This window comes from Halorubrum sp. AD140, assembly GCF_034497445.1.
GTDB lineage: Archaea > Halobacteriota > Halobacteria > Halobacteriales > Haloferacaceae > Halorubrum.
The window spans coordinates 57,243-78,562 of sequence record NZ_JAXRUU010000004.1 but is presented as its reverse complement, the minus strand read 5'-3'; the positions used below and the strand labels follow the sequence as shown (position 1 = coordinate 78,562).

General features: G+C 70.5%; 25 protein-coding genes. 8 read left to right on the top strand and 17 right to left on the bottom strand.

From position 1 onward, the window contains the following. The first annotated feature begins 65 nt into the window (after positions 1 to 65). The 3 genes from U4E84_RS02170 to U4E84_RS02160 all read left to right on the top strand — a co-directional run bounded on the left by U4E84_RS02170 (position 66) and on the right by U4E84_RS02160 (position 1,881). A complete protein-coding gene (locus U4E84_RS02170; protein WP_322530456.1) occupies positions 66 to 458 on the top strand; it encodes a YlbF family regulator in 393 nt (130 codons plus the stop codon). A gap of 66 nt (positions 459 to 524) precedes the next feature. Further along, the gene (locus U4E84_RS02165; RefSeq protein WP_322530455.1) at positions 525 to 1,184 is read left to right on the top strand and encodes a P-loop NTPase; all 660 of its coding nucleotides are present in this window, start codon (positions 525 to 527) and stop codon (positions 1,182 to 1,184) included. 73 nt (positions 1,185 to 1,257) lie between these two features. Further along, positions 1,258 to 1,881 carry a transcriptional regulator gene (locus U4E84_RS02160; protein ID WP_322530454.1) on the top strand — a complete coding sequence of 208 codons (624 nt, stop codon included), beginning with the start codon at positions 1,258 to 1,260 and terminating at the stop codon, positions 1,879 to 1,881. 28 nt (positions 1,882 to 1,909) lie between these two features. On the opposite strand, the gene U4E84_RS02155 is transcribed toward U4E84_RS02160, so the two are convergent. After that, the gene (locus U4E84_RS02155; RefSeq protein ID WP_322530453.1) at positions 1,910 to 2,167 is read right to left on the bottom strand and encodes a hypothetical protein; all 258 of its coding nucleotides are present in this window, start codon (positions 2,165 to 2,167) and stop codon (positions 1,910 to 1,912) included. Between the two features lie 151 nt (positions 2,168 to 2,318). Then, complete coding sequence (locus tag U4E84_RS02150; protein ID WP_322530452.1) at positions 2,319 to 3,266, bottom strand: peptidylprolyl isomerase; 948 nt, start codon at positions 3,264 to 3,266, stop codon at positions 2,319 to 2,321. 115 nt (positions 3,267 to 3,381) lie between these two features. Here U4E84_RS02150 and cyaB point away from each other — a divergent pair, with 115 nt between their 5' ends. Then, entirely contained in the window at positions 3,382 to 4,002 is a 621-nt protein-coding gene (cyaB, locus tag U4E84_RS02145) for a class IV adenylate cyclase (protein ID WP_322530451.1), read from the top strand. Between the two features lie 11 nt (positions 4,003 to 4,013). On the opposite strand, the gene U4E84_RS02140 is transcribed toward cyaB, so the two are convergent. Then, a complete protein-coding gene (locus tag U4E84_RS02140) occupies positions 4,014 to 4,496 on the bottom strand; it encodes a MaoC family dehydratase (protein ID WP_322530450.1) in 483 nt (160 codons plus the stop codon). Between the two features lie 106 nt (positions 4,497 to 4,602). Between U4E84_RS02140 and U4E84_RS02135 the strand changes: the two genes are divergently transcribed. Beyond that, positions 4,603 to 5,487, top strand: a complete 885-nt coding sequence (locus tag U4E84_RS02135; protein WP_322530449.1) for a CoA ester lyase — start codon at positions 4,603 to 4,605, stop codon at positions 5,485 to 5,487. A 69-nt stretch (positions 5,488 to 5,556) separates the two neighbouring features. Beyond that, positions 5,557 to 6,810, top strand: coding sequence for a Glu/Leu/Phe/Val dehydrogenase (locus tag U4E84_RS02130; RefSeq protein WP_322530448.1), 1,254 nt, complete (start codon positions 5,557 to 5,559; stop codon positions 6,808 to 6,810). 33 nt (positions 6,811 to 6,843) lie between these two features. Here U4E84_RS02130 and U4E84_RS02125 read toward each other — a convergent pair whose 3' ends face one another. From U4E84_RS02125 to U4E84_RS02105, 5 genes are all read right to left on the bottom strand, one after another. Beyond that, on the bottom strand, positions 6,844 to 7,560 hold the full coding sequence (locus U4E84_RS02125; protein ID WP_322530447.1) for a diphthine--ammonia ligase: 717 nt from the start codon (positions 7,558 to 7,560) through the stop codon (positions 6,844 to 6,846). A 132-nt stretch (positions 7,561 to 7,692) separates the two neighbouring features. After that, positions 7,693 to 8,262, bottom strand: a complete 570-nt coding sequence (locus U4E84_RS02120; RefSeq protein ID WP_322530446.1) for a hypothetical protein — start codon at positions 8,260 to 8,262, stop codon at positions 7,693 to 7,695. 143 nt (positions 8,263 to 8,405) lie between these two features. Further along, positions 8,406 to 8,750, bottom strand: coding sequence for a glutaredoxin domain-containing protein (locus U4E84_RS02115; RefSeq protein WP_322530445.1), 345 nt, complete (start codon positions 8,748 to 8,750; stop codon positions 8,406 to 8,408). Positions 8,751 to 8,865: 115 nt separating this feature from the next. Further along, the gene (gfcR, locus tag U4E84_RS02110; RefSeq protein WP_322530444.1) at positions 8,866 to 9,498 is read right to left on the bottom strand and encodes a transcriptional regulator GfcR; all 633 of its coding nucleotides are present in this window, start codon (positions 9,496 to 9,498) and stop codon (positions 8,866 to 8,868) included. Beyond that, positions 9,485 to 10,555, bottom strand: a complete 1,071-nt coding sequence (locus U4E84_RS02105) for a glucose 1-dehydrogenase (RefSeq protein ID WP_322530443.1) — start codon at positions 10,553 to 10,555, stop codon at positions 9,485 to 9,487. Before U4E84_RS02105 ends, gfcR begins: the two co-directional genes overlap by 14 nt. 105 nt (positions 10,556 to 10,660) lie before the next feature. Between U4E84_RS02105 and U4E84_RS02100 the strand changes: the two genes are divergently transcribed. Together U4E84_RS02100 and U4E84_RS02095 are read left to right on the top strand one after the other, a co-directional pair. Next, a complete protein-coding gene (locus tag U4E84_RS02100; protein WP_322530442.1) occupies positions 10,661 to 11,488 on the top strand; it encodes an NRDE family protein in 828 nt (275 codons plus the stop codon). 79 nt (positions 11,489 to 11,567) lie between these two features. Further along, a complete protein-coding gene (locus U4E84_RS02095; protein ID WP_322530441.1) occupies positions 11,568 to 11,921 on the top strand; it encodes a MarR family transcriptional regulator in 354 nt (117 codons plus the stop codon). 71 nt (positions 11,922 to 11,992) lie between these two features. Here U4E84_RS02095 and U4E84_RS02090 read toward each other — a convergent pair whose 3' ends face one another. From U4E84_RS02090 to U4E84_RS02050, 9 genes are read right to left on the bottom strand one after another with little or no spacing between them, the layout of a single operon-like run. After that, on the bottom strand, positions 11,993 to 13,783 hold the full coding sequence (locus U4E84_RS02090) for a Na(+)/H(+) antiporter subunit D (RefSeq protein WP_322530440.1): 1,791 nt from the start codon (positions 13,781 to 13,783) through the stop codon (positions 11,993 to 11,995). Beyond that, the gene (locus tag U4E84_RS02085; RefSeq protein ID WP_322530439.1) at positions 13,780 to 15,927 is read right to left on the bottom strand and encodes a proton-conducting transporter membrane subunit; all 2,148 of its coding nucleotides are present in this window, start codon (positions 15,925 to 15,927) and stop codon (positions 13,780 to 13,782) included. The genes U4E84_RS02090 and U4E84_RS02085 overlap by 4 nt, the downstream gene beginning before the upstream one ends. Next, positions 15,924 to 17,630, bottom strand: coding sequence for a proton-conducting transporter membrane subunit (locus tag U4E84_RS02080; RefSeq protein WP_322530438.1), 1,707 nt, complete (start codon positions 17,628 to 17,630; stop codon positions 15,924 to 15,926). Before U4E84_RS02080 ends, U4E84_RS02085 begins: the two co-directional genes overlap by 4 nt. After that, positions 17,623 to 18,117, bottom strand: a complete 495-nt coding sequence (locus tag U4E84_RS02075; protein ID WP_322530437.1) for a cation:proton antiporter subunit C — start codon at positions 18,115 to 18,117, stop codon at positions 17,623 to 17,625. Before U4E84_RS02075 ends, U4E84_RS02080 begins: the two co-directional genes overlap by 8 nt. After that, positions 18,114 to 18,806: an MnhB domain-containing protein gene (locus U4E84_RS02070; protein ID WP_322530436.1), complete on the bottom strand. Its 693-nt coding sequence runs from the start codon at positions 18,804 to 18,806 to the stop codon at positions 18,114 to 18,116. Before U4E84_RS02070 ends, U4E84_RS02075 begins: the two co-directional genes overlap by 4 nt. Next, positions 18,803 to 19,420, bottom strand: a complete 618-nt coding sequence (locus tag U4E84_RS02065) for a DUF4040 domain-containing protein (RefSeq protein ID WP_322530435.1) — start codon at positions 19,418 to 19,420, stop codon at positions 18,803 to 18,805. The genes U4E84_RS02070 and U4E84_RS02065 overlap by 4 nt, the downstream gene beginning before the upstream one ends. Then, positions 19,417 to 19,752, bottom strand: coding sequence for a monovalent cation/H(+) antiporter subunit G (mnhG, locus tag U4E84_RS02060; protein ID WP_322530434.1), 336 nt, complete (start codon positions 19,750 to 19,752; stop codon positions 19,417 to 19,419). The genes U4E84_RS02065 and mnhG overlap by 4 nt, the downstream gene beginning before the upstream one ends. Then, positions 19,752 to 20,057 carry a cation:proton antiporter gene (locus tag U4E84_RS02055; protein WP_322530433.1) on the bottom strand — a complete coding sequence of 102 codons (306 nt, stop codon included), beginning with the start codon at positions 20,055 to 20,057 and terminating at the stop codon, positions 19,752 to 19,754. Before U4E84_RS02055 ends, mnhG begins: the two co-directional genes overlap by 1 nt. Beyond that, positions 20,054 to 21,286 carry a monovalent cation/H+ antiporter subunit E gene (locus U4E84_RS02050; RefSeq protein WP_322530432.1) on the bottom strand — a complete coding sequence of 411 codons (1,233 nt, stop codon included), beginning with the start codon at positions 21,284 to 21,286 and terminating at the stop codon, positions 20,054 to 20,056. The genes U4E84_RS02055 and U4E84_RS02050 overlap by 4 nt, the downstream gene beginning before the upstream one ends. Positions 21,287 to 21,320 lie beyond the last annotated feature (34 nt).

Here is a 21,320-nt window from a genome sequence, read left to right as displayed (position 1 = left end):
CGACGGCTCGCGGCGCGGGCTCCCGGCTTCGGCAGGTTGAAACCGCTCCGCGCCAACGGTCACACATGAGCGTCGAACAGGCTTCCCCCGACGAACGGGCCTCCATCGAGGACCTCGGTCGCGAGCTCGGCGAGCGGATCGCCCGAACCCCCGAGTACGAGCGGTTCGAAGAGGCGCGCGAGGCGGTACAGCGCGACGAGGAGGTCCAGGCGAAGATCGACGAGTTCGAGCAGCTCCGCGCGGAGTTCATGCAGGCCCGAGAGACGGGACAGGCGACGAACTCCGGGCTCCAGAAGGTGCAGGCGGCACAGAGCGAGCTCCACGAGATGCCCGTCATGAGCGAGTTCCTCGACGCACAGGACGAACTGACAGACACCCTCGAAGCGGTCAACGAGGCCATCTCGGAGCCCCTCGCGGTCGACTTCGGCGGCGAGGCCGGCGGCTGCTGTCACGACTGAGACGGCGCCGCTCGACCGCGGGCCGCGGTCCACGCTTTTATCACCGATAGCGGCGCACCCCGTCTCGTGATCGCAGTCGCCGGCGGAAAGGGCGGGAGCGGGAAAACGACCACGACCCTCGGGCTCGCGCGAGCGCTGACTCGACGCGGCGCGCCGGTCGTCGCCGCCGACGCCGACTGGGACCTCCCGAACCTCGCCGAGCTGACGGTCGAAACCGGCGGTACGGTCGACGGGACCGTCGTCGACGCGACTCGTGCCCGCGAGGAGACCTCGCCCGACCGTTCCGCCCCGACGGTGCTCGCCGCGCCGACCGACGCGGGGCCCGTCGACGCGAGCGCGACGCTGGAGGCCCTCGGCGAGGCGGTTCCCGCCGACGCGCCGACGCTCCTCGACTGTCCGGCGGGCGCGTCGCCCGACGCCGCGGCGCCGCTTCGCGCGGCCGATCGGTCGCTCCTCGTGACGCCGCTCCGGCGGTCGGCCCTGCGCGACGCCGCGAAGACGGCGGCAATCGCTCGGCGACTCGACAGTCCGCCACTTGGCGTCGTCGCGGTCCGCGCGGAGTCGGTGCCGGACCCCGTCGCCGACCTGCTCGGCTGTCCGGTGCTGGGACGGGTCCCGCCCGCGCCGCCGGTACCGCTCTCGGAGCCGGCGGTCCGCTCGGCGTACGATGGCCTCGCCCGTCGTCTCACCAACGAGTACGGCGCGCGGCGGTGGCGTGTCGCGTGACCGCGATCGGCGCCGCTCGCTCGCGTTCGGGGGGCATCGACAGAGCCAAACCTCCGGAGACGGCAGCGATCGTATGGAGCCGCTCTCGACCGGAATCCCTGTACTGGACAGGGAGTTCGACGGTGGAGTCCCGAGCGGCAGCGTCGTCGCCCTGACGGCGGATCCCGCGAGCCAGTCGGAGCTGATCGTCGACCGGCTCGCGCGGGTCCGCGAGTGCCGATACCTCACGACGGTGCGCTCGGTCGACGCGGTCGAGTCGGGCCTCTCGCTGGACGAGGAGGACGACGACCGGACGGTCGTGCGAAGCGCGAGGGGCGACGACCCGTTCGCGTCAGTGCTTGCCGCCGCTGCAGATCTCCCCGACCGAGGCACGATCGTCGTCGACTCGGTCGACCCGCTGGAGGAGCACGACCGCGACGCCTACGTCGAGTTCCTCGGAGAGCTCCGGCAGCGGGTCGTCGACGTCGACGGACTCGCCGTGATGTACGCGCTCAAGGGGGACACCGTCGCGCGAAACCGGGGCGTCACCGAACAGATCGCGGACGTCGTCTTCGACCTCCGAACGACGGTGACCGGCACCGAGATCGCGAACCGACTCGTCGTTCCCAAGTTTCGCGGCGGGGCGGCGCTCGAGGAGCCGCTCAAGCTGAAGCTCACCGACTCGGTGTCGGTGGACACGAGCCGGGACATCGCCTAGCACAGCCGCGTTTCCGGCAGTTTCGCGGTCACAGCGCCGCTGCGACGACCACGGCCGCCCCGGCGAGCGCCGCGGCGATCGCCCAGTTCCGCGGCTCGTCGAGGTCGCCGTACGGGCCGCCCTTCCGCGAGAAGAGGTAGAGCGCGTAGACGGCGAGCGGGAGGAGCGTCGGCAGCGTTCCCACCTCGGCGACGCCCGCGACGCCGGACAGCAGCGCGACCGCGATCGTCGTTCCCCCGGCGCTCGCGGCGACGACGAGGTCGTCGCGCGCGCGTTCGAGTTCCATGTTTCAGTCGCCCTCCGCGTCCCGTTCCGTCGTCCAGACGCCGTTCATGTCTCTGGGTGGGTCGACCGCGGTTCAAAAGGGATCGGTTCGTCCGCGACGGGGCAATTCGGCGTGGCCGTCGCCGCTGCGCTCCGTCGATCCTCGTCGAGGGTTACTCCTCGTCGAGTTCGTCGTCGAGCTCGTCGACGATCTCGTCGGCGTCGACGTCGACGTCCTCGAGCGCCTCCTCGATGTCGCCCGCGCCGGCGCCGCCCATACCGCCCATCATGCCGCCGAGACCGCCCATGCCGCCGCCTTCGATGACCTCCTCGACGACGACGCGGTCGAGGTCGAGCCGGCTCATGAGGTCCTGGGCGATCTGCTGTTTCTGGAACATCCACTGCTGGTTCATCTGCATCGCCTGCGTCGCCGTCACGTAGAGGACGTCCTTCTCGACCTCCTCGGTCTCGACGACCTCTTCGCCGTCGTCGTCCTCGGAGACCGTCTCCTCCTCCTCGGTGACGGTCTCGATGCGGACCTCGGGCGCCTCCTGGAGGTACATCCCGAGCATGCCGGCGGCCTGCTCTTCGCGGTTCTCGATGTGTTCGAGGATCTCGTACTCGTACTCGAGGTCCTCGCCGGCCAGCGGGTGGTTGAAGTCGACGCGGGCACGGCCGCCGATGATCGTCTCGAGGTAGCCCTGGCGGTTGTCGATCTGAACCTGCGCGCCGGGGTAGCGGCTGTCCTCGGGGATCTTGTCGGCCTTGACCGTCTCGACCTCGTCGGGGTCGTACGCGCCGAAGGCGTCCTCGGCGGGGACGTCGACGACCCCCTCGTCGCCGACTTCGGCGCCGACGAACGCCTCGTCGACGGACGGGAACACGTGGCCGGCGCCGAGCGCGATGATCCGCGGCTCGAACTCGTGACCCTCCGTGTCGATCTCAGCCTCCTCGGCGATCTCCTCGTCGGTGGTGTCGATGACGCGGTCGTCGTCGGCCGTTCGGATCGTGTATGCGACCCGCACGAAGTCGCCGTCCGCCAGTCCGGCGGTCTCGGTTTCGGCTTCGGTCTCGGCCTCGTCAGCGTCCTCGGCCGCGTCCGCTTGCTCCTGATCGCTCATATCCTGAACGTCACCTGTTACACCCTTAAGAAGCACGGTTCGACGTGGCGACGGTCGCGTCGCGTCGGAGTCAGCGTCCCGCGGCGCTTAAGAACGACCCCGGCGGAATTCGGGTATGTACGAGGTCGAGATCAAGGTACCGGCCGACGTCGACGCGGTCCGAGACCGGCTCCGCGACGCCGGCGCCGAGCGCGTCGACGCCCGCCGCCAGCGCGACACGTACTACGACGCGCCCCACCGCGATTTCGCCGAGACGGACGAGGCGCTCCGGGTGCGCTGCGAGACGCCGCTTCCGGACGGGACCGGCTCGCTCGCTCCGGGAGACGGGGCGGAGTCGAGCGACTCGCCGGCCGCGGCCCGGACGACCGAGCTCACCTACAAGGGGCCGCTCCTCGACGAGGGGTCGAAGACCCGGGCGGAACACGAGACCGCGGTCGCCGATCCGGAGGCCGCGGCCGGCATCCTCTCCGGACTCGGCTTCGAACCGGCGGCGACCGTCGAGAAGCGACGCGAGTTCTGGGCGTACGACGGCTTCACGGTGACGCTCGACGCGGTCGACGGGCTCGGCGAGTTCGTCGAGATCGAGCGGGCGGTCGAGGACGAGGGTTCGATCGCGTCGGTCAGGGACGACGCCCTGGACGCCCTCGGCCGGCTCGGGCTCGACGGCGCCGAACAGGTCCGCACGTCGTACCTCGGGCTGTTGCTGGCGGACGACGGCGCGAGCGACGGGAACTGAGCCACGCCCGACTACTCGCCGTCGCCCGCGTCGCCGTCCGGTCGCTTCTTCGAGAGCGCGGTCCGGTCGAACTCGCAGACGAGCACGTCGTCGCCGTCCTCGACGATCTTGAACGCCTCGACGTGCATCGTGACGATCCCGCGCTCGCCGTCGCTCGTCTCCCGCTTGTCGGTGACGGTCGACCGCGCGCGGATCGTGTCGCCGTGGAACACCGGGTTCGGGTGTTCGACGTCGTCGTACGAGAGGTTCGCGACGATGGTGCCGTCCGTGGTCTCCGGGATCGACACGCCCACCGCGAGCGACAGGGTATACAGGCCGTTGACGAGCCGCTCGCCGAACTGCGTCTCCGCCGCGAATTCCGCGTCGAGGTGAAGCGGCTGCTGGTTCATCGTCATGTCGCAGAACCGCTGGTTGTCCGCCTCGCTCACCGTCCGCCGTCGCGCGTGTTCGATCGTCTCGCCCGCCTCGAACTCCTCGTAATAGCGTCCGACCATGGGGCGACCGTCGACCCCGGGCGGCAAATCGCTACCGCTCCGCCGCCGAGCGCCCCGCGGTTCGGGCGCCCCGGTTCTTTATGTCCGGTCGCTAGGAGTCCCCGACATGGCCAGACGAAGCCTCCTGTTCTCCCCCGGCGACCGGCCGGATCTCATGCGGAAGGCTCCCGACGCGGGCGCCGACGTGCTCTGCTTCGACCTCGAGGACGCCGTCGCACCCGCACGGAGAGGGGAGGCCCGCGCCGCCGTCCGCGGCGTGCTCGGCGACCCTGACTTCGACCCCGACGCGGAGGTGTGCGTCCGGCTCACGGAGACGGATCCGACCGCCGACCTCGACGCGCTCGTCGGGAGGGGGAGCGAGTCGACTCCGGACGCCGCGGAGGGGCGTCCGCGCCTCGACGCCGTCATGCTCCCGAAGGTCGAGGACGCCGACCGCGTCTCGACGGTCGCCGCGCTGTGTGCGGACCGCGGGCTCGACCCCGCCGTCTTCGCCCTCGTCGAGACCGCTGGCGGGGTGCTCGCCGCTCGGGAGGTGTCCGAGGCGGACGCCACGGACGCCCTCGTCTTCGGCGCCGAGGACCTCGCGGCCGACCTGGGAGCGACCCGCACCGACGAGGGGACGGAGGTGCTGTACGCCCGCGAACACGTGGTGCTCGCGGCCAGCGCCGCCGACGTCGACGCGCTCGATACGGTGTACACGGACTTCTCGGACACCGAGGGGCTCCGCGAGGAGACGGCGTTCGCGCGCACGCTCGGCTACGACGGCAAGCTCGCGATCCACCCGGCGCAGGTCGCCCCGATAAACGAGGCGTTCACGCCCGGCCGCGACGAACTCGAGTGGGCCCGTGCGGTGCTCGACGCCCGCGACGAAGCGGCACGGGAGGGCCGGGCCGTGTTCGAGGTCGACGGCGAGATGATCGACGCGCCGCTGATCGCGCAGGCGGAACAGATCGTCGAGCGGGCCGAGGCCGCCGGACTCGATCCGCGGTAGCGACCGCGGTCCCGCCGTCTCGAGGGAGCGTCCGCCACAATTAACCCCGGTCCCTCTGCAGGATGAGGTATGGCTGACCAGACCAACCCGTTCGAGAGTCTACAGGAACAGGTGGACGACGCCGCGGCGTCGCTGGACGCCGACGAGGGCGTGCTCACCCGTCTGAAGAACCCCGAGCGGATACTGGAGACGAACCTGACGTTCGAGCTGGACGACGGGTCGCTGGAGACGGTCCGCGCGTACCGGTCGCAGTTCAACGGCGACCGCGGCCCGTACAAGGGCGGGATCCGGTACCACCCTGACGTCACCCGCGACGAGGTGAAGGCGCTGTCCGGCTGGATGGCGTACAAGTGCGCCGTCGTCGACGTACCCTACGGCGGCGGGAAGGGGGGGATCGCGATCGACCCGAGCGACTACTCGGAGAGCGAACTGGAGCGGCTGACCCGCGCGTTCGCGACGGAGCTCCGCCCGCTCATCGGCGAGGACCGCGACATCCCGGCGCCGGACGTCAACACCGGTCAGCGGGAGATGAACTGGATCAAAGACACCTACGAGACCCTGGAGAACACGACCGCGCCCGGCGTCATCACCGGGAAGGCGCTCGACTCGGGCGGCAGCGAGGGCCGCGTCGAGGCGACCGGGCGCTCCGTGGCGCTCGCGGCGCGCGAGACGTTCGCCTGGCTCGACCGCGAGCTCGCGGGCGCGACGGTCGCCGTACAGGGGTACGGCAACGCCGGCTCGGTCGCGGCGGCCCTCCTCGACGAGCTCGGCGCCGACGTGGTGGCCGTCTCCGACTCCTCGGGCGGCATCCGCGACCCCGACGGGTTCGACCCGCGGGCGGTGAAAGACCACAAGGCCGAGACGGGCGCGGTCTCCGGCTACGGCGGCGCCGCGTCGATCACGAACGAGGAGCTGCTGACGCTCGACGTCGACCTGCTCGTGCCCGCGGCGCTGGAGAACGCGATCGACGGCGACCTGGCGGCCGACGTTGCGGCCGACGTGATCGTCGAGGCCGCGAACGGGCCCCTCACTCCCGACGCCGACGACGTCCTCGCCGAGAAGAACGTCCACGTCGTCCCCGACATCTTCGCCAACGCCGGCGGCGTCACCGTCTCGTACTTCGAGTGGGTCCAGAACCGACAGCGGTTCCACTGGACGGAGGAGCGGGTCAACGAGGAGCTCGAACGCGTGATCACGGAGGCGTTCGACGGGATCGTCGACGCCTACGAGAGCCACGACGTCCCCAACCTCCGCACCGCCGCCTACGTCGTCGCCATCGGTCGGATCGTGAACGCCTACGACCAGGCCGGGAGCTGGCCGTAACGGTCTCGTCTCTCGATTGTTCCGTCGGGCCGGTCACGCCAGCCGGGCGTCTCCGACGTCGACGTGGCCGCGGTCGCCCTCCCACACCGCGTCGTACTCGAACTCGATACGACGGTCCATGTGCGGCCCGTCGACGACGTACGTCTCGAACTCGCCGCCCTCGCCCAGCGGGTGGACGCCGTACTCCGCTCGCAGTTCGAGCAGTTCGGCGAGCGCGTCGGCGTCGTACCGCCGCCCGAGCCAGGACTCGTCGAGTCCGTAGGCGGCGACCTGCACGATCCGGATCTCGAAGCCAGCCTCGAACATCGCCTCCGCGAGCGCGACCGGGTCCTCGCCCCACAGCGGGGCGAACAGGTCGATCCCGAGCCGGTCGCACATCGCCCGGATGCGGCTGGTCTGGTACTCGCTCTCCACCGCACCGGCGGTGACGCCCGCGAGGTCGACGTCGTCGCCCGCGGCGATTTCTCGAAGCGCCGTCTCCATCGGCTCCAGCTCAGCGTCCCCCTGCGCGCCCGCGTCGTCGACGTCCTCCGCGCCGAAGTCGTCCGGCGAGACCTCGACGAGGTCGATCCCGACGCTCTCGGCGGCGAGCGGAGCGAGCTCCGTCGCCGGCGTGTGGTACATGTAGGAGTCGCCGGCGGGGTGGACGGTCAGAAGCCGCGAGACGTCGAGGCCCGCCTCCAGGGCGCGGTACAGCGCCCACGAGGAGTCCTTCCCGCCCGAGAAGAGGCTCACCCAGTCGTCGGTCATTGACGGGGGAACGCCCGGAGCGCCTAAAGCGTCGACGGTCCGGCTCGCGTCGGGCGTCGGCCGTCCGCGGCGCAGTCGCTCGCGGTGTCGGCGTGCGTGAGAACGGTCCGCGCGTGCGCCGGACGGGACGTATCAGTCCGAGATGAACTCGTTGTCGCGCCAGTTGACGCCGCCGTCGCCGTCGCCGGCGCCCTGCGGGCTCTCGACGACCTCGATGCTCGCGGGGCGCGGCTCACCCTCGACGATCCGCGTCGCCTCGAGCTCGTCGTCCTCCTCGGTGATCGCGGTCAGCGTCCCCTTCTCCGAGAGCTTCGCCAGCTCGCGGAGCACGAGGAACATGGGGTACTGGAGTGCGGAGTTCTGGAGGACGGTCTCGCGGTCGCCCTTGAAGCAGGCGAACTCGACGAGCTCGGAGGGGATCTCCTCCTCCTCGTCGTCCATCCACTGCGGGCCGCCCGCGCGGGGCGGCTCCTCCTCCCAGACGCGCGTCTCGCTCACGGACGCCTTCAGCTGGGCGGTCGGGGTGTACTTGCTGATAGACTCGTCGTCGGACAGGGCCTTGATGATGAGGGTGTTGTTTCGACGCGTGATGTCGATGTCGTCGATCTCCGGCGGGAGGTCGGGATCTTCTTCGAAGTACGTCTCCACGTCTTCGAGTGGCAGTTCGAGCGTCGAATGAAGTCTGAACACGCGGCCTGTCATTGTTGATTGGGTGAGATGGGATCCGAACGGTTGGCTCGGCGGCAGCGGCGACGGCTGCACCTACTCCGTATAGGCACCGTAGGTTTATATCGCCTGCCCTTCGACAATCACGGATCGGCAGCGATGCAGCCGCGGGAGGGAGACTACTCCGCGCCGAGCTCCGCGGCCAGTTCGCCGCGTTCCTCGAGCTCCGCGAGCACGTCGCTGCCGCCGACGAACTCGCCGTCGACGAACGTCTGCGGGATCGTCTCCCAGCCGCTCTCGGCCTCCAGCGCCGCTCGGTAGTGGGGGAGGGCGGGCAGCACGTCGACGGTCTCGAACTCCTCGACGTGCTGGGCGATGAGCTCGACGGCCCGCTGTGAGTAGCCGCACTGGGGCATCAGGCGGTTCCCCTTCATGAACAGGACCACGTCGTTCTCGGCGATCGTCTCCCGGACTCGGCGTTCGATCTCGTCGGCGTCGGCCTCGGATTCGGGTTGGAACGTCATGAGCGCCCCTACGCGTCGGCGCGGCAAATGGGTTCCGCACGAAGAGCGGACCGACGTCGCGGGGTGCTGCGGGACGGCGGCGCGCTCCCGCGAGACGCCGACGACCTGAGCGGTCCTACCTGTCGCGGTCGACGCGGACGACGTCGACGAGCGAGTACACGGGCACGTCGTCGATCTCGTCGTACCCCACCTTGTCGACGAGCACGACGCAGGCGACCGGCTCGCCGCCCTGCTCGCGGATCGCGTTGATCGACTCCCGCATCGTCGTCCCGGAGGTGATGATGTCGTCGACGACGTAGCAGTCGCGGTCGCGGATCGCGGCGAAGTTACGCGAGAAGCCGCCGCCCTGCTCGTCGATGTCGCCCTCCTCCCACTGGTGTTTGGCGGGGGCGTACGTGCCGAGGTCCGTGTCGAGCTGATTCGCGACCGCGGTCGCGAGCGGCGCGCCGGCCTTCTCGATCCCCACCGTCAGGTCGACGGCGTCTCCCTCCTTCGCCAGCAGGTCGGCCATCGCGCTCGCGGCGTACCGGAGCCGCGTCGAGTCGCGACCGAGCGCCGACCAGTCGACGTGGATGTCGGCGGTCGAGCCGGCCGCGGAGGTCTCCGCGGCGTCGCTGCCGCCGGCGCGCTCGACGAGCCAGCTCGCCGTCTCCCGAGAGACGTTCAGTTCGTCGGCGATCTCTCCCTTCGAGAGACCGTGTTCCGCGAGCTCGGCCGCGCTGTCTATCAGGTCGTCAACGTTCTTCATACTCGGCGAATTTGACCGCCGTTTTAATAGTCGTGTCGTCATCCGCGAACGCGGCCTCGAACTCGTCGAGCCCGTACACGCCGGTGACGAGGTCGTCGAGGAACGAGTCGGAGAAGTCCGAAATCGAGTCCACGGCGGCCTCGAAGTGCTCGTAGCCGGAGTTGACGCTGCCGACGAGCGCCTTGTTGTGGAGGACGAACTCCCGGTGGAGCCGCCCGCCGTCGACCTCGAACGCCCAGTCGCTCGGGACGCCGAGCAGCGCGCCCACGCCGTTCGGCGCGAGCGCCTCGATAGTCTCGAAGGCGTGCGGGGCGTAGCCGGTGGCCTCGAAGACGAAGTCCATCGGCTCGTGCGTCTCCGGGATCGCCGGCACCGGCGTCTCGTTCGAGTTCACGTACGTCGCGCCGAGCGACTCGATAACCTCGATCGTGGGGTCCGGACGCTCCCGGCGACCCAGACAGTAGATCCGGTCGAACTCCGCGTCCAGCGTCGCGACCGTCAACAGCCCCAGCGAGCCGTTTCCGAGCACCAGCGCGGTGTCGGGGTCCCAGTGGAACGCCGATCGGCTGGCGTACGCGTGCTCGATCGCCTTCTCCGCGATCGACACGGGCTCGACGAGGAACCCCCACTCCGCGAGCGCGGCCGGGATCTCGACGAGGAACTCCGCGGGACTCGTGAAGTACTCGGCCATGAAGCCGTGCGCGCCGACGATGCCGCGCTCGTGGTACTCGCCCTCCGGCGCCATGTCGGGCTCGCCGCGGGCGAAGTACTCGTTCGCGCCGTTGGGCGGGCGCCGCACCGTCGGCACGACCACGTCGCCGGCCTCGAACGGCGTGTCGTTCGGGTCCTCGATCACGCCCACGGCCTCGTGACCCAACACGAGGTGGTCCTCGCCCTCGGGCGCCCCCCCGTGTCCGCCGGCGATGACCTCGTGGTCCGTCCCGTCGACGCCGACCCGAAGCGTCCGGACGAGCGCCTCGCCGGGCGCCGGCTCCGGTCGCGGCTTCTCCGTCACGACCGGTTCGTCGGCCCCCTCGTACACGGCTATCGCGTTCATACCTCGACTATCGTCGCCAGTCACCAAAAGATTTCTTTTATACTGAGTAAAAATGTCACCGGTTTGACCGCGGGTTTTTCATCCGCGTCGATCGGAGGGAGGGTCGTGTGTACACTGACGCTCGCGTGGCAGACCTTCGTCGACGCTCCGATCGCGCTCGCCGCCAACCGCGACGAGGCGCTCGACAGGCGGTCCGAGCCGCCGGCCGTGCGCGAGCCCGCCCGCGGTGACGGGGTCCGGTACGTCGCGCCCCGCGACGCCCGGGCCGGCGGGACGTGGATCGGCCTGTCGGCCGCGGGGGTCGCGGTCGCGGTCACGAACCGGTGGCTCGACGCCGACCGCGAGGGAGACCGTTCCCGCGGGCTCCTCGTGCGCGACTGCCTCGAAGCCGGCTCCGCGGAGGCGGCCGTGCGAGGCGTCGAGCGCGACCTCGAATCCCGGTCGTACGACGGGTTCAACCTCGTCGTCGCCGACGCCGACGCCGCGTTCTGCCTCTCGTACGACGGCCGCCTCGCGGTCGCCCGGCTGGATCCCGGAGTCCACGTCGTCGGCAACGTCGGCGGCGTGCTGAACGGCGTCGACCGGTTCGCAGTTCCGGAGCGCCGCCGCGAGTTCGGGGCGGAGCGCGTCGACAGCGCCCGACGGATCGTGGCCGAGCTGGTCCCCGAACCGGGCGAGACGGGAGCGGCGTGGCTCGACCGGGCGAGCGCTGTCCTCGCCGACCACGAGTACGGCGCCTGCCTCCACGGCGACGAGTTCGGGACGCGGTCGTTCACCCGGATCCGGACGAGCGCGGATCCGGAGCTCGCCCCCGAGTTCGCGTACGCCGACGGCCCGCCCTGCGAGACGCCCGCTGAGTCGGCGTCGCTGCCGGCGGGATTCGGAGGGGACGGCGCAAATTCCGGCGGCGTGGGAGCTCGCGACGACGAGTGAGACGGACCACGTCGCGGGTCCTCCGGGTGCGACAGCGCGGAAAGCCAGTTTTAAGCGAGTCGCGGGCGGGTGTTCGTGCATGAGCGTGTCCGAACTCGAGGCCGAGCTGTCGGAGGACGAGCGCGCCGGCCTCGAACTCATCCGCGAGACCGGTGGCATCCACCAGAGCGACTTCTGGAAGGAACTCGACGTCTCCTCGCGCAAGGGGAGCCGCGTCGCGGAGGGGCTGGAGGAGTCCGGCCTCATCCAGCGGTCCGACGCCGTCTACGACGGACACAACACGTACTACTTGGAGCCGGCGCCCCGCGACCTCGACTTCTCGCTGCTGATGGCCGGCGACATGCTGTCGCCGTTCATCGGCGAGGAGGAGGTCGACCCGCAGGCGGACGCCTTCTCGCAGTGGATGATGAACCTCGCGTACGAGGAGTACTGAGCGGCGCGGCACCCCCGACGGACGCCGGGGGACCGGACCGCATCGATGGGTCGGTTCGCTCTGACCGCAGCTCATCCGAGCAGCACCGCGAACAGCGCGACGCCCGCCGCGAGCGTCAACAGGAGGACGCTTCGACCGATCCCGGTGCGGATCTCGACGTCGACCCCGAGAGTTGCGACGGCCTCGCGCGGGTGCATCGCGGTGCGCTCGATGTCGGCGACCAGCCGCATGACGGCGCGGTCGACGGCGGCCCACAGCTCGGTGACGCCCCACACCGTTCCGCGGCCCAGGTAGAACGCCGCCGGGTACGTCACCGCGTCGACGTCGGGCATCCGGTGGGCGAGCCAGCCGAGCGGGCGCTTGAGCGCGAAGAAGCCGGCGAATCCGGCCGTCATCAGGGCGGCGCTCTCGGTCAGGTGACTCGCGCTGTACGGCTTGAAGTAGACGTCCTCGCTGAGAATGATCTCCGTGAACGGCATCAGCTCGATGAGCTGATAGTAGAACACCCCGAAGAAGACGCAGGCGCCACCGGCCAGCAGCATCCCGCCGGTCTGGAACGGCGTGGCGTCCCTCGGCGACAGCGTCGCCGACCCGTGGAAGAACATGTAGTAGCCGAGCTTGATGAACGACATGAACGTCCCCACGCCGCCGAGGATGAGCAGCCACCAGAGGAGCCCGCTGTCCAGCAGGAGCACGTAGTTGTGCACCTCGTGTGCGGAGTCGATCACCATCCCCTTCGAGATGAACCCGTTGAACCCCGGGACAGCGGTAATCGAGGCCGCCCCGACGACGTACAGGAGGAAGGCGATCGGCATCTCCCGCCAGAGGCCGCCCATGTCCCTGATGTCCTCGACGTCGGTCCGGTAGATCACGACGCCGACCGCCATGAACAGCAGGCTCTTGTAGAGGACGTTGTTGAACAGGTGGGCGAACCCGCCGGTGACGGCGAACTCGCCGACCTCGGTGGCGAGCCCGAACCCGGCGAGCATGTAACCCAGCTGGGCCTGGATGTGGTACGACAGCAGCCGTCGCGGGTCGTACTGCAGCAGCGCGAAGAAGGCCCCGTACACGGCCATGAATCCGCCGAGGTACGCGAGCCACATGCCCCCCTCCGGGAACGCGCGGTACATCACGTACGCCGCGGTCTTCGTCGTGAACACCGAGAGGAACACCGACGCCGCCACGTGCGGGCGCGGGTAGGTGTCCGGCAGCCACGTGTGCAGGAAGATGAACCCGCAGTTGACGCCGATCCCGATCGCCGCGAGCAGGGTGGCGCTGGCGTGGACGCCGGTCGTCGCCGAGAACAGGAAGATCTCGCCGGCCGGCACGCTGCCGAGCATCGACGCGCCGTGGACGACGACCGCGCCGAGGAAGAACGTCCCGCCGATCCCGTGGAACAGCGCGTAGCGGTACCCCGCCCGCACCGCCGCGCCACCGTGTTGCCACACCAGCAGGGTGCTGGTGACGGCCATCAGCTCCCAGAAGAAGATCAGGGTGAGCCAGTCGCCGGCGTAGATCGTCCCGAGCGTCGAGGAGACGTACACCAGCGCGAACGCGGTCACCCACTTCGGCGCCTCGGCGCCGTACGCGTACAGCACCGCCGCCGTCGCGAGGAAGCCGACCACGACCCCCATCAGCAGCGAGAACTGGTCGACGTTGAACAGCACCACGTCGAACCCGAGGAACTCCGTCGCGAGGTGCGTGCCCGTGCCGCCGTCGCCGAGCAACACCGCCTGCGCGAACGCGAACGCGGTCGCCAGCGCGGCCGCCGCGTGCCCGGCGCGGCGCGGGAGGCCGAGCACGAGAAACGCCGCCGCCGCGAGCACGACGTACGGCGGGAGCGAGGTGAGAACCGCGTTCATGGCCGCATCACCCCCTCGGGAAGCCGCGTGTCGACGATGAGCTCGATCAGCTCCAGGAACCCCATCTCGTAGGGGACCACGCCGAGCAGCACCGCGAGGCTCATCGCGGTGAGGATCGGGCCGAGGGTGAACCACGTGGACTCGCGCCCGCGGAGGGCGTCGAGCCCGTCGACGTGCCGCCAGCCCCCCGCGGGCGGGCCGCCGGCGTGGTCTCCGTGAGCCTCGCCGTGGTCGTCAGCCGCCTCGTGGCCGGGATCGTCGCCCGCGTCGTGGCCGGGATCGTCGCCCGCGTCGCCGCTCTCCGCGTCCGCGACACCGCCCTCGCGTCGACCCACGCCGAAGGGCACGTCGGCGTCGGAGGGGCGCGAGTCGACCGCGTAGTCCCCGGTGTCGACGCGCTCGGCCGGCTCCGAGAAGTCCCGCTCGCTCGTGTTGAAGTCCGGGCGAACGACGCCCTCCTCGTCGGTCGGCAGGTCGTCGAACTCCGCGTCGGGGATGTCGGAGTCGTCAGGGACCTCGGCGTCGTCGCCGGCGGTCGATGGCTCCGTCTCGTCCTCGCCCGGCGACTCGCCCTCGGCGCTCTTGACGACGTCGTCGATGTCGACGTCGTCGTCCTCTGGCCGGCCTCCGTCGGTGGCCGCGTCGTCCGGTGTGCGGCCCCCGTTGGCGGCCGCGTCGTCACCTGCGCGGCCCCCGTCCGTCGCCGCCAGCGTCGACCGCGACTCGCCGCCCAGCCGGAAGTCGACGAGCGGCTTCGCGTCGTGGGCGTCCTCCGCCTCGAAGAAGGCGGTGTAGATCACCGGCCAGAAGTACGCGATGTTGAGCACGCCCGAGAGCAGCAGCGCGCCGACCAGGTAGTAGGCGACCGGGGTCAGTTCGGCGCCCATCCGTATCCCGCCGATCAGCATGTAGTACTTGCTCACGAAGCCGGCGAGAAGCGGGATCCCGGCCATCCCGAATGCGGCGACGGTGAACGCCCCCATCGTCAGGGGCATCCGCTTGCCGATCCCCGCCATCTCCGAGATGTAGTCGGTGTGCGTCGAGACGTGGAGGTTCCCCGCGCAGAAGAACAGGGTGAGCTTCATGAACGCGTGCGCCGGGATGTGCAACAGCGCGCCGACGAGCCCGTACCAGCCGAACAGCCCGAGCCCGAGGACGATGTAGCTCAGCTGGCTCACCGTCGAGTAGGCGAGCCGCTGTTTCAGGTGGTCCTTCCGCATGGCGATGATGGAGGCCGCCGTCAGCGTGATCGCGCCGATGGTCGACAACACCAGTCCGGCCGAGAAGCCGAACGGGAGCGAGAGGTCGAACACGAGCTCCGGCCCGAACACGTCGAGGACGACCCGCGAGACGCCGAACGCCCCGGACTTGACGACCGCGACCGCGTGGAGCAGCCCGGAGACGGGCGTCGGCGCGACCATCGCCTCGGGGAGCCACTGGTGGAGCGGCATGATCCCGGCCTTCACGCCGAAGCCGATCGCCAGCAGGAAGAAGGCGAGCATCGCGAGCCCGGGGTCGGCGTTCGCCAGCTCCTCGATGCCGCCGGCCGTGAACGAGACGTTGCCGACGATGATGTAGACGAGCGCGGTGCCCGCGAGCACGAGCACGCCGCCGCCGAACATCGTGTACGCGAGGTACTTCCGGCCGGCCGAGCGCGCCTCCGGCGTCTCGTCGTGGGCGACGAGCGGGTACGTCGCGATCGAGAGGATCTCGTAGAAGACGAAGATCGTCACGAGGTTGCCCGCGAACGCGATCCCCATCGTCGCCGACAGCGACACCGCGAACGCGGCGAAGTACCGGGTCTGGTTCGTCTCGTCGTTCCCGCGCATGTAGCCGATGCTGTAGAACGAGGTGACGATCCACAGCCCGCTGGCGAGGAACGCGAACAGCATGCCGAGCGCGTCCGCGCGCAGCGCGAACTCGACGCCGGGGAGGAACACTCCGAACGACCACTCGAAGACGGCCCCCTCCAAGACCGCCGGGAGCATCGAGGCGACGATCGCGAACTTCGCGACCGCCGCGGCGATCGTCCACCCCTCGCGGACGTTCGGGGAGCGGTGCGACGCGACGATGAAGAACGCCGCGACGAACGAGACGAGAACCGCCAACAGGGGTCGTGGGTCAGAGACGAGTGCGTCAGTCATGCGAACACCTCCGTGAGATACGGGCCGAACCACTCGAACAGCGCGAAGCCGCCGAAGCCGAGCGCGACCGTCACGAGCGCCGTGAGTATCAGGACCGCCAGCGACGCCGGCGGCACCCGGTCGGGCACCAGCGAGGGCCGCGGCGCGCCCTCCACGGGCGTGACGGGCGCGGCCTCGTCGGACGCGTCATCACCGGACGAGTCGGCGACGGCCGCGGAGTCGTCGCGTCCGGGCTCACCGCCCGACTCGTGGTCCTCGTCAGACTCGTGACCACCGTCGGCGGCCACCCCGGCGGGATCGTTGTCGTGGCCACCTGCCGAGCCGTGACCGGCCGCCGCGTCGCCGCCGTGGCCGCCGGGGATCCCGACGCCGGCGAAGTAGAACCGCTCGATCAGCCGGGCGACGTACGACAGTGTGAACAGGGTGCTGACGAAGATCACGGCCGCGACGGCGATCCCGGCCGCCCCGCCGCCGGCCATCGTCGACTCCACCGCCCCGACGCCGATGTACCACTTGCCGAGGAAGCCGACCGACGGCGGGATCCCGACCAGCCCGAGCCCGAGCAGGGCGATCGCGCCGGCCGTGAACGGCGCCTCGCGCGCGGCGCTGGCGGCGTCCTCGATGCGGCGGATGCCGTAGCCGAGCGCGAGGGTGCCGACGCCGAGGAACAGCCCGAACTTCAACAGGCCGTGGCCGATCAGGTGGACGATCCCGCCGAGCAGCGCGGTCTCGTTCGCGAGCGCGACCGCGGCCCCGATCATGCCGAACTGCGCGACCGAGGAGTACGCGAACATCCGCTTGAGGTCCGACTGCATCGCCGCCAGCACGGAGCCCGCGAGAATTGACGTCCCGGAGACGACCAGCAGGCCGGTCGCGATCGCGTCGTTGGCGGCGAGGAAGTCGACGGTGAACACGGTGTAGCTCACGCGGATCAGCGCGTACGCGCTCGTCGTCGAGACGAGCGCCGCCACGACCGCCGTGACCGCGTCGGGGGCGCGCTGGTAGGCGTCCGGCTGCCAGGCGTGCACCGGGAACAGCGCGATCTTCAGCGCGAGCCCGGCGACGATCAGCGCGTAGCTCGCCTGTATCAGCGGGTCGGTGTAGCTCGCCTGCGCGAGGATCTGCTCTCGCATGTCGACCATGTTCAGCGTCCCCGTCGCGAGGAACGCGTAGCCCACGCCCACGAGGTACAGCGACGCGCCGACGGTGCCGACCACGAGGTACTTCAGCGAGGCGTACGCGCTCGCCCCCGACCGGTCGGCCGCGATGAGCGCGTACGTCGTGATCCCGACGATCTCTAAGAACACGAACATGTTGAACAGGTCGCCGGTGAGCGCCATCCCACAGAGCCCGGCGACCAGCAGCAGGTAGGCGGCGTAGAACGGGTTTCCGCGGGGGCCGGCCACCCGCGAGAACGCCAGCGTCGCCAGCGAGACGACGGCGATCAGCGCGAGCACCGCGGCCGATAGGCGGTCTGCCACCAGCTCGATCCCGATCGGCGGCTGGTACGTGCCGAGCGCGTGGGTGAACCGCCCGCCGACCGCGACCTCGGCGACGATCGCGGCCGCGATGCCGACGACCGCGGTCGTCGCGACCGCCGCGATCGGCCAGCCGACGTCGTCGTACCGGAGCCCGAGCGCGATCGGCAGCGTCGCCGCCACGATCGGGACCGCGATCGCCAGCGGGAGGAGCACGTCAGTCATCGCTCGCACCTCCCTTGGGAGCCGCGGCGGCGGCGGACGCGTCCGCGTCGTCCTCGTCCGACGGGCCGGCCGGGAGCGACCCCTCGTCCCGCATCAGTTCGCGGAGGGTGCCGGTGTGAAGCGTTCCGTACTCGTCGTAGATGCGGATACAGAGCGCGAGCCCCACGGCGGTGAGGCTCACGCCGACGACGATGGCGGTGAGCACGATCACGTGGGGGAGCGGACTGACGAACGTCTCGGTCTCGGCCGCGCCGTCGGCGACGATCGGGATCGCGCCGCCCTCGACGTACCCGGAGGCGATGAACAGCAGGAAGATCGCCGTCTGGAACAGGTTGAGGCCGATGATCTTCTTCACAAGGTTGGGGTTGGCTATCATCATGTAGAGGCCGACGCAGAGCAGCAGCGCGAACGCGACGTACGCGTGGCGGGTCGCGAGGACGTCGAGGGCGCTTCCGGACGCGAGGGCGACGGGTTCGAGCGGCGTCATCGCTCACCCCCGTCGGTGGCCGGAGCGCGGTCGCGTCCCGCGGTCGAGGAGTCGTCTGCACCGTCCTCCTCGTTAACGTCGTCGTCCTCGTCGCCCGTGGCGGGGCCGCCGTCGCCGAAGCCGCTTCCGTCCGAGTCGAAGCCGTTCGCGAGCAGGAAGAACAGCCCCATGAGCACGCCGCTCACGATGGTCGCGATGCCGAATATCTCGACGCTCTCTAACCCGTACTTCACCGGGATCGGCAGCAGGTCGTACTGGAGGAACGCGCCGCCGCGCGCGACCGGAACCAGGCCGAGCCCGGCGAACGACAGCGCACCGCCGACCGCGAGCGCGACGACGACGGTGTTCGCGAGCCACTCCCGCGTGGCCTCGATGCCGAAGGCGAACGCGATCATGAACACGACCGCGGCCACGATCGCGCCGCCCTGGAACCCGCCGCCCGGCGAGCCGCTGCCGTGGAAGGTGATGAACAGGCCGTACGTGAACGCGAACGGCGCCACGACCTTCACCGTCGGCATGATCACCTGGCTCTCCGTGTACGGGACGCCCTGGCGCCGCTCGGAGTCGAGCCGGCCGGTCCGGTCGACCGCCCGGTGCGGCGGGAGGGCGTCGTCGCCGTCGTCGCCGTCGCGAGCCGCCGGATCGGCGTCGTCCGCGTCTGCGGCGTCGCCGGGACGAACGTCGCTCATGCGAACACCTCCCGGTGGAGCACGATCAGCGCCGCGATCCCGCCCGCGAAGACGACGACCGCCTCGCCGAACGTGTCGAACCCGCGGAACGCCGCCAGCACGGCCATCACCGTGTTCTCGACGCCGGTCTGGGCGTACGACTCGCTGAGGTACCACTGGCTCACCTCCGGGTTCGACCACACCGGCGCGTCGGCCGCGCCGACCGCGGGCACGTCACCCATCGTGAGCAGCAGCCCGGCGAAGAGCAATCCGGCCGCGCCGGCCGCCGGGAGGTTCACCGGCTCGAAGGCGGCCTCGTGGTCGATCCGCGTCGTCTTCGCGAGCGTCAACAGCAGGAGCACGGTCGTCACGCCGGCGGAGATCGCCGCCTCCGTCAGCGCCACGTCCGGCGCGCGGTAGAACGTGTACAGCGCCGCCATCCCGAGGCTGTACGCCCCGAAGACGATGACCGCCGCGAGCACGTCGCGCGCCAGCGCCGTCGCCAGCGCGGTCAACACGACGAACGCGAGCAGGCTCGCCTCGATGGCGGTGACCTGCGCGAGGACGGGACCCTGTCCCGCGACCGACGCCGCCTGCGAGACGACTGCGGCCGCGAGGGAACTCGCTCCCGTCATCGCCGGTCGTCCCCCTCGGTCCACGGAACGATTCCCTCCTCGAACGCCGCACGGGCGATCGCGTGGGCGGCCGTCGGGTTCGTCACGAAGATGAAGAACAGCAGGAGCACCGTCTTGAAGCCGGCGCCCTCCCAGCCGACGGCGAGCGCCACGGCCGCGAGCCCGAAGCCGGCGCCGAGGGTGTCCGCCTGCGAGGCGGTGTGCGCCCGCGAGTAGACGTCCGGCAGCCGGAGCACGCCCGTCATGGAGACGAACGAGAAGAACAGCCCGAGCAGTGTGAAGACGCCGATCAGCGCGACGCGGACCGTGCCGAGCGTTCCGCCCGCGTCCATCACAGCACACCACCCCGCTCGACCGTGAACTTCGAGATGGCGATCGCCATCAGGAAGTTCAACAGCGCGTACACCAGCGCGATGTCGAGGAACGTCGGCTCGGAGAGCGCGGCGGCCAGGATCGCGAGGATCACCACGGTGTTCGTCCCCAGGACGTTCACCGCGAGCACGCGGTCCTGCATGGTCGGGCCCTTCACCGCCCGGTACAGCATGCCGATCGCGAGGACGGTGAACCCGGCGGCCGCGTACAACAGGAAGTCGCCGACCGTGTAGCCGGCGACGACCGTGGCGTCGACGAGCGTCATCCGTCGAACACCTCCTCGCCCTCGGGGGTCGTCCCGTTCGTGTCATCGTCGGCCGACGCCGCGTCGTCGCTCGTCACGCCGCCGTCCGCGGCGGCGATCGGGAGTTCCTCGGTGGCGTCGGGGCCCTGCAGGATCGCGCAGTCGTCGCGCTCGCGCGGCGTGGGCAGGCGGGCCGCCGACCGGCCGTAGTACACGAACCGCGTCCACCGCTCCAGCGAGCCGTCGAACAGCCCGTCGCGGGCCCACGGGAGCAGCGAGTGGACGTAGAGGTCGCTGTCGCGGGCGCGGACCGTCAGCGTCCCCGGCGTCAGCGTGATCGAGTTCGCGAGCGTCATCACCGGGAGCCCGCTCCCGACGATCACCCGAACGCGGTTCATCGTCGGCTCGATCGGGAGCCGCGGGTCCAGGATGACGCGGGCGACGACGAGGTTCGCCATGACGATCTCGTACAGCAGCACGGGGACGTAGATCGCGCCGCGGACCAGCCGCAGGGGCGTCCGCGGGACCGCCGGGTCGGCGTCGAGGCTGATCCGCGAGAGGGTGATCGAGACGATTGCGGCCGTCGCGAGCCCCGTCACCCAGTCGAACCAGTAGAGCGGATCGCCGAGCACGAAGTAGAACGCGAGCGAGAGACCGAACATCGTCGCGAACCGTATCCCGGTCGCCTCCGTTCGGAGTCGCTCGCGCCGCGTCGGTCGGCCGACCGGAGCCGTCTCGACCGTGAGCGCGGTGTTCGAGAGCGCGAACTCCAGCGGCTGGAGCAGCGTCGTGTTTCCCACTGGGGTGTACTCGGGGTCGAGGACGACCGCGCCGGCGCCGTGTTCCTCGGCGTACGCCGCGAGCACGGCGGCGTAGTCGTCCGGGCCGAACAGGTACTCGTCGGCGCCGATCACGTCGCCGGCGACGGTCACGTCGTCGCCGGCGTCGCCGTCCGCGTCGTCGAGGTCCGCCTCCGCCCACGCGACCACGCGTTCGAGGACGCGCTCGGCCTCGGCCGTCCGGACGTCGGAGCTGGGGTCGCCCTCGCGCCAGGAGGCGATCTCGACGAAGTGGATCGTCGAGACGTCCTCGGCGATCGCGGTCTCGACGACGTGCGCTACCGTCGCGCGGAGCGTCGGCGTCGGCTCGACGGGGACGACGATCGCGGTCCCTCGTCCGAGACCGGCGTCGGCCGTGGCACCGAGAGCGTCCGTTTCGCCGGGGTCGGCGTCGTCGTCGGCGTCAGCCACCCACCACACCTCCGACGGGTCCGAGAGTAACCGC

Bases quoted from the DNA above. Each gene is read 5' to 3' on its own strand.
- U4E84_RS02170 (WP_322530456.1), top strand. From the start codon at position 66: ATGAGCGTCGAACAGGCTTCCCCCGACGAACGGGCCTCCATCGAGGAC.
- U4E84_RS02160 (WP_322530454.1), top strand. From the start codon at position 1,258: ATGGAGCCGCTCTCGACCGGAATCCCTGTACTGGACAGGGAGTTCGAC.
- U4E84_RS02155 (WP_322530453.1), bottom strand. From the start codon at position 2,167: ATGGAACTCGAACGCGCGCGCGACGACCTCGTCGTCGCCGCGAGCGCC.
- U4E84_RS02150 (WP_322530452.1), bottom strand. From the start codon at position 3,266: ATGAGCGATCAGGAGCAAGCGGACGCGGCCGAGGACGCTGACGAGGCC.
- cyaB (WP_322530451.1), top strand. From the start codon at position 3,382: ATGTACGAGGTCGAGATCAAGGTACCGGCCGACGTCGACGCGGTCCGA.
- U4E84_RS02140 (WP_322530450.1), bottom strand. From the start codon at position 4,496: ATGGTCGGACGCTATTACGAGGAGTTCGAGGCGGGCGAGACGATCGAA.
- U4E84_RS02135 (WP_322530449.1), top strand. From the start codon at position 4,603: ATGGCCAGACGAAGCCTCCTGTTCTCCCCCGGCGACCGGCCGGATCTC.
- U4E84_RS02130 (WP_322530448.1), top strand. From the start codon at position 5,557: ATGGCTGACCAGACCAACCCGTTCGAGAGTCTACAGGAACAGGTGGAC.
- U4E84_RS02125 (WP_322530447.1), bottom strand. From the start codon at position 7,560: ATGACCGACGACTGGGTGAGCCTCTTCTCGGGCGGGAAGGACTCCTCG.
- U4E84_RS02120 (WP_322530446.1), bottom strand. From the start codon at position 8,262: ATGACAGGCCGCGTGTTCAGACTTCATTCGACGCTCGAACTGCCACTC.
- U4E84_RS02115 (WP_322530445.1), bottom strand. From the start codon at position 8,750: ATGACGTTCCAACCCGAATCCGAGGCCGACGCCGACGAGATCGAACGC.
- gfcR (WP_322530444.1), bottom strand. From the start codon at position 9,498: ATGAAGAACGTTGACGACCTGATAGACAGCGCGGCCGAGCTCGCGGAA.
- U4E84_RS02105 (WP_322530443.1), bottom strand. From the start codon at position 10,555: ATGAACGCGATAGCCGTGTACGAGGGGGCCGACGAACCGGTCGTGACG.
- U4E84_RS02095 (WP_322530441.1), top strand. From the start codon at position 11,568: ATGAGCGTGTCCGAACTCGAGGCCGAGCTGTCGGAGGACGAGCGCGCC.
- U4E84_RS02090 (WP_322530440.1), bottom strand. From the start codon at position 13,783: ATGAACGCGGTTCTCACCTCGCTCCCGCCGTACGTCGTGCTCGCGGCG.
- U4E84_RS02085 (WP_322530439.1), bottom strand. From the start codon at position 15,927: ATGACTGACGCACTCGTCTCTGACCCACGACCCCTGTTGGCGGTTCTC.
- U4E84_RS02080 (WP_322530438.1), bottom strand. From the start codon at position 17,630: ATGACTGACGTGCTCCTCCCGCTGGCGATCGCGGTCCCGATCGTGGCG.
- U4E84_RS02075 (WP_322530437.1), bottom strand. From the start codon at position 18,117: ATGACGCCGCTCGAACCCGTCGCCCTCGCGTCCGGAAGCGCCCTCGAC.
- U4E84_RS02070 (WP_322530436.1), bottom strand. From the start codon at position 18,806: ATGAGCGACGTTCGTCCCGGCGACGCCGCAGACGCGGACGACGCCGAT.
- U4E84_RS02065 (WP_322530435.1), bottom strand. From the start codon at position 19,420: ATGACGGGAGCGAGTTCCCTCGCGGCCGCAGTCGTCTCGCAGGCGGCG.
- mnhG (WP_322530434.1), bottom strand. From the start codon at position 19,752: ATGGACGCGGGCGGAACGCTCGGCACGGTCCGCGTCGCGCTGATCGGC.
- U4E84_RS02055 (WP_322530433.1), bottom strand. From the start codon at position 20,057: ATGACGCTCGTCGACGCCACGGTCGTCGCCGGCTACACGGTCGGCGAC.